General features: G+C 38.9%; 5 protein-coding genes. 3 read left to right on the top strand and 2 right to left on the bottom strand.

All coding sequences use genetic code 11. The features are described 5' to 3' along the window. Positions 1-506: 506 nt before the first annotated feature. Positions 507-1,061 carry a hypothetical protein gene (locus N782_RS20230; protein WP_036824801.1) on the top strand — a complete coding sequence of 185 codons (555 nt, stop codon included), beginning with the start codon at positions 507-509 and terminating at the stop codon, positions 1,059-1,061. 87 nt (positions 1,062-1,148) lie between these two features. Here N782_RS20230 and N782_RS20225 read toward each other — a convergent pair whose 3' ends face one another. Continuing rightward, a complete protein-coding gene (locus tag N782_RS20225; RefSeq protein ID WP_237582703.1) occupies positions 1,149-2,138 on the bottom strand; it encodes an NAD(P)/FAD-dependent oxidoreductase in 990 nt (329 codons plus the stop codon). Between the two features lie 312 nt (positions 2,139-2,450). Between N782_RS20225 and N782_RS20220 the strand changes: the two genes are divergently transcribed. Then, entirely contained in the window at positions 2,451-3,674 is a 1,224-nt protein-coding gene (locus N782_RS20220; RefSeq protein ID WP_036824794.1) for an NAD(P)/FAD-dependent oxidoreductase, read from the top strand. Between the two features lie 257 nt (positions 3,675-3,931). Then, positions 3,932-4,243 (top strand): YuiB family protein, encoded by a 312-nt coding sequence (locus N782_RS20215; RefSeq protein ID WP_420805605.1) that lies wholly within the window; start codon positions 3,932-3,934, stop codon positions 4,241-4,243. 523 nt (positions 4,244-4,766) lie between these two features. Here the strand turns inward: N782_RS20215 and N782_RS22035 are convergent. Next, positions 4,767-4,984, bottom strand: a 218-nt coding sequence (locus tag N782_RS22035) for a hypothetical protein (protein WP_036824789.1), incomplete at its 5' end; no start/stop codon positions are given.

Here is a 4,984-nt window from a genome sequence, read left to right as displayed (position 1 = left end):
AAATTTTATGGCAATTGAGGCCATAGGTCCGATTGCAACATATTGGCAGGGTTGGGTGGGAAACAAGGAGACTCCCGCGGGAGGAAGAGGTAGGCAAGATCCCCTGAGGGCGTTTTCCCCGAAGGTAGCAATGATTCAAGGGAGGTTCAACTAAAACCGTCACATCGTGTGACAACGTTGAACTACCCTACGTCGTGTAGGGCAGCAGGACGCGAGTTGTTTCCCACCCAACCCTAACCCTCATAAAGTATCGGACCTCACCCTTAATATATTTCGAATCCAAGCCTTCAAGATTATGGTGCTATTATGGAGAAACATAAAACTATTTCATTATTATATCAACAACAAACTTTAACACAGCCAATGTTTTAAGAGAAATACATAAACGATTTAAAAGTGCTACTACGCTCTACACTAGTGAATTCAAACTATAGGCCAACGTATGTTTCATGCATCCTTTGAGTGGAAATTGTTATTTATTAGCAGATTTAATGAGGAGGATGGACATGAAATACATCAAAGGGCTTTTATCTATTTTAGTCGGTGCTGTAATCGTATTAAGTGGTTGTGGAGCTCAAGAGGAGCAACCATCCAGCAGTACAAGTGAAGAAGCCTCATCGTCTGAAGGGCAATCCGAAAATAGTGAGAGTGAAGCTAGTACGAAGACATTATCTGAGGATAAAGCAGAGCAACTAATGAAAGATTTAGAAGTGCGTCTGCAGCCGAGAACGAATGAGGATGGAAAAGTGATTGAGTATGAAACGAAAGAGGAAATGGTGAGTTATTTATCAGAAGTAACAGATCAACAATTAGCCAAGAAACTAGTTGATAAAATGTATGAGGACAAAGAGGATGGATTATACATTCAGCCTGATGAATTTGGACCATTTTTAAGTCCAGATAAAGACTACAATTTTGAGGAAGTAGAAGAAGGAAAGTATAAGCTAGTTCAGAAAAACAAAACAGATGCAGAAGGGTCATTTACATTAACCGTATTTTTTAAGTTAATGAATGATACGTATAACATTTCAGATTATAAAGTGGAATCTAAATCAAATTAAAGTGGTGCGCTGAAACTAGAAGTGTATGACGCTAAATTTTTAGGAATAAAAAAGCTGGGAGTAGGTCTCCCAGCTTTTGAATTAAGATTATCCACCAAATAGGCTTGTGGAATGCATTGGTTGAACTTTTGCATTTGGATCCATATATGCCTTGGCATTATTGACTGCTGTAGGTCCTTCGCCAAACCCTGATGCAATTAGTTTTACTTTACCAGGGTACGTACAAATATCTCCTGCAGCATAAATGCCTGGAATGTTTGTTTCACTTTTAGAATTGATAACGATGTTGTTTTTCTCAATTTCCAGGTTCCATTCTTTAATAGGTCCTAGAGAAGAAACGAAACCATAATTGACAATCATGGCATCCACATCAAGTGTGTGTGTCTCGTCACCTTTGACTTGTTTTAAGACAACTTGTTCAATTCGATCGTCTCCGATAAGCTCTTCAGGTGAATAAGGTGTCATGATATTGATGGAAGAGTTGTATAGCTTCTCCACACTGTGTTCATGCGCACGGAATTTGTCGCGACGGTGGACGAGAGTAACATGATTTGCAATTGGCTCAAGCATAAGAGACCAATCTACTGCAGAGTCACCGCCTCCACAAACAACTACATTCTGTCCTGCAAATTTCTTCATATCATCTACATGATAATGAAGGTTCGATTGTTCAAAATGCTCACAATCTTGAATTTTAAGTTTGCGAGGTGAGAATGCACCATTACCTGCTGTAATAATAATCGTTCTAGAGTAGTGAACAGCTTGGTTGGTCGTTAGTTTAAACGTACCATCTTCAAGCTTCTCTACTTCTTGAACCGATTCTTCCAAGGCAACAGTAGGGTTAAATTGATTTGCTTGTTCTGTTAAATTGTCTACCAGATCTTGTGCGCGAACCTTTGGGAAGCCGGCAACATCGTATATATATTTCTCAGGATATAAAGCAGTGAGCTGACCACCGAGATGAGGGAGACTTTCGATGATTTTCACACTCGCTTGTCTCATTCCACCATAAAAGGCAGTGAACAGGCCGACTGGGCCTCCTCCAATAATCGTAATGTCATAAACTTGATCAGACAAAGTAGATTCCCCCATTTCAAAAAATGTATATAAAGACTATTTTAGCATACTTCTAAGCGTACAAATTTTATAATACCAAATATATAGGTTATAATAAAAATATTTGAAATGTCTGAATGTCGACAAATTATGTGGAAAGGGTTGAAAATTGCATGAAAAAGGACTATGATATTTCCTAGAAAATATTTTACGAAATTATGACAATCCTATAATAGTAGTATGTCTTTTTTTATGCTCAAATTCGTGAATTGGGTCACAATGTTGCTTGTCATTCGTGAATTCGAAAATTTATAGTAAATGGAAGTGATAGGTATGAACCGACCAAAAATAGTCATCCTTGGTGCTGGGTATGGTGGTATGATTACCACTGTCAAACTTCAAAAAATGCTCGGTAGAAATGAAGCAGACATAACACTTGTTAACAAACATAATTACCATTACCAGACAACTTGGCTTCATGAGAATGCAGCTGGTACGTTACATCATGATCATACTCGCATCAAAATTAGTGATGTTGTAGATTTAAACAGAGTAGAGCTTGTGCAAGATACGGTAGTCTCCTTACAACCAGATGAGAAAAAGGTTACGCTTGAAAATGGTGAGCTTACGTATGATTATCTTGTTGTTGGTCTTGGTTTTGAAGCAGCAACATTCGGTATTCAGGGACTGTTAGAGAACGCTTTCACTATTAATAACATCAACAGTGCTCGTTTAATTCGTGATCACATTGAGTACAATTTTGCACGTTACAATAACGAAAAAGAAGATCGCCAAGACTTACTAAACATTGTAATTGGTGGTGCAGGATTTACTGGGATTGAATTTGCTGGTGAGTTAGGTAATCGCGTTCCTGAACTGTGTAAAGAATACGACATTCCTCGTGAAAAAGTTCGTATTATAACAGTAGAGGCTTCTCCAACAGCTTTGCCTGGATTTGATGAAGAGCTAGTGGAATACGCAATGAACTATCTTGAAAGTCAAGGCGTTGAGTTCAAACTAGGCACAATGCTTAAACAAGTAAATGAAAACAGTATCATTGTGGAAAAAGACGAACAACAAGAAGAAATTCCATCCAGCAACGTAATCTGGGCTGCTGGTGTTCGTGGTAATTCTATTGTCGAAGAAACAGGTTTTGAAACAGCTCGAGGTCGAGTGAAAGTTTCAGAAGATCTACGTGCGCCTGGACACGATGATATTTTCATTGTAGGTGACTGTGCTCTTATCATGGATAAAGAAAATGATCGTCCGTATCCTCCAACAGCTCAAATAGCGATTCAAGAAGCAGAAGTAACGGCTCACAACCTAAAAACACTTGTTCACGGTGGAAGCAAGCTAGAAGCATTCGAACCTGAACTACAAGGTACAGTAGCTTCTCTTGGAGAAGGACAAGCTATTGGTGTTGTCTTCGGTGGTAAGAAATTATTTGGTTGGAAAGCTTCTGTCATGAAGAAGATTATTGACAATCGTTACCTTCTTAAGCTTGGTGGCGTTGGATTATTATTGAAAAAAGGTAAATTCAACATTTTCACTAAGTAATAGTTAGTTGGATTAGCAAAGGTAGCGATAAGCTACCTTTGCTTTTTTTATATCCATAATAGGTAGCAAGGCGCTCTGAGCTTCTCTTTATATATATGCAAGTGAACCGTTGTAAACTCGCAGTTAACACAATTGTCACTTTTCAACTTTTTAGAGAACTTGTATTTCACTTCTATCCGTTATAAAATATGATGAGGTATAATCGTGTCGAATAATTGTGCGTTTTTTACGGAAGCAGGGAGGAAGCACCATTGAATATCATACAAGCCGTTGTTTCGGTGTTGTTATTTTTCGTATTGTTTTTTGGAATCTCTTTTTTAGTGAATATGTTATTAAGACAAACATGGTTAGTGGCATTTATATATCCACTGATTGTAATCTTTATTGTTGATAATATAGCTTTAGCAGACTATTTTCTATCGTTTACGCAATCGATTCAAACCGCATTATCACATTTGGTCAATCTACAAGTAATTGATATTGTGATTTTATCATCCGGTTTAGCTGGCGCTATTTGTTCTGGTATAGTTATTCGTATGCTTCGAGTACGAGGTTATCAAATGTTTTAGGAACAGGCCTTTCTTGTTTAGAAAGGTCTTTTTTAATGGGGAATTATAGAAATGTTTGTTTGTGTAAAACTATGACATGCATGTCACTTCAACGCCTTCCTGAATGGCTTTAAGTCAGTAAGAATGCACAAATTGCCAAGCAATGTTCTAATGGCGTGAATTACTTATTGAAAGGCTTTGTAAACGTTTGTTGTTTATGTTCTTCCATCTAAGCACCATTATGTTGAAGGCTTGGATTCGAGATATATTAAGGGTGAGGTCCGATACTTTATGAGGGTTAGGATTGGGTGGGAAACAACTCGCGTCCTGCTGCCCTACACGACGTAGGGTAGTTCAACGTTGTCACACGATGTGACGGTTTTAGTTGAACCTCCCCTGAATCATTGCTACCTTCGGGGAAAACGCCCTCAGGGGATCTTGCCTACCTCTTCCTCCCGCGGGAGTCTCCTTGTTCCCACCCAACCCTGCCAATATGTTTCACTCGGACCTGCGGCCTCAATTGCCATAAAATTGTTCGAGTTTGCTATTCGTAGTAGCGACCTTTTGCCATATTTATGGTCTCTGGAGCGACTTTTCTACTTTTGGAGCGAGAATCGGAAAACAGGAGCAACTTTCGAATTTTAGGAGCGAGATTTAAGAAATAGGAGCGACAACCTAAAACAACCTTTTCTGCCCATGTTTCCGTCACTCCAAAAAAAGCAAAGGTGGCCGTGGAACAAGGAGACTCCCGCCGGAGAAAGA

This window comes from Pontibacillus yanchengensis Y32, from assembly GCF_000770635.1.
Taxonomy (GTDB): domain Bacteria; phylum Bacillota; class Bacilli; order Bacillales; family BH030062; genus Pontibacillus; species Pontibacillus yanchengensis.
Note: the sequence above shows the minus strand (reverse complement) of the source record. Positions and strands in the feature narration are given on the sequence as shown.